We start from the raw sequence: 561 nt of genomic DNA on the forward strand, positions 1-561 counted from the left end.
TGGCAAATTGTTTAATCTGCTCAAGGTTCATTACGTGATGCATTATCTTTAACTGACCAAGCGATTGCTTATGGGCAGGGTGCTGTACATCATCAAGATGTTAAAGAAATGCTTGGCTTGATTGACCGTACGATCATATATGATTTGATTTTAGCGGTTCATCAAAACCAACGTGAAAAAGTGAGCCAGTTATTACTCCAATTTAGATATCAAGCCTTAGATGTCTCGTTAGTACTGGATCAGCTCATTTCAACATTGCATGAGTTGGCTTTATTACAATATTTACCAGAGCTCGGCTTAAAGTATAGTGAAGAAATTAATGCCAAAATTCTTCAGCTTTCTAAACTGATTTCTGCTCAAGATTTGCAGCTTTACTACCAAATCGCATGTAAAGGCCGTTCAGACTTGCAGCTTGCCGTAACGCAAGAGCAAGGTTTTGAAATGTGCGTTTTACGATTATTGGCATTCCGTCCTTTAGCACCAAATGAAATTTTAGTTTCAGAGCCTGTTCAACAAAATGGGCAAGCAGAAGTAGGCCTAAATTCACAAGCTCAAACAGCC

At 38.9% G+C, this 561-nt stretch carries 1 protein-coding gene and 1 pseudogene; both read left to right on the top strand.

What is annotated here, in order from left to right; translation table 11 throughout:
• Positions 1-21: 21 nt before the first annotated feature.
• Positions 22-75: pseudogene (locus tag ABD296_RS50800) on the top strand (hypothetical protein); the annotation flags it as partial.
• A partial coding sequence (locus tag ABD296_RS50090) for a hypothetical protein (protein ID WP_344285758.1) occupies positions 64-561 on the top strand: 498 nt, incomplete at its 3' end. The pseudogene ABD296_RS50800 and the gene ABD296_RS50090, both read left to right, overlap by 12 nt.

The sequence above is a fragment of the Actinomadura napierensis genome (assembly GCF_039529375.1).
Lineage (GTDB): Bacteria > Actinomycetota > Actinomycetes > Streptosporangiales > Streptosporangiaceae > Spirillospora > Spirillospora napierensis.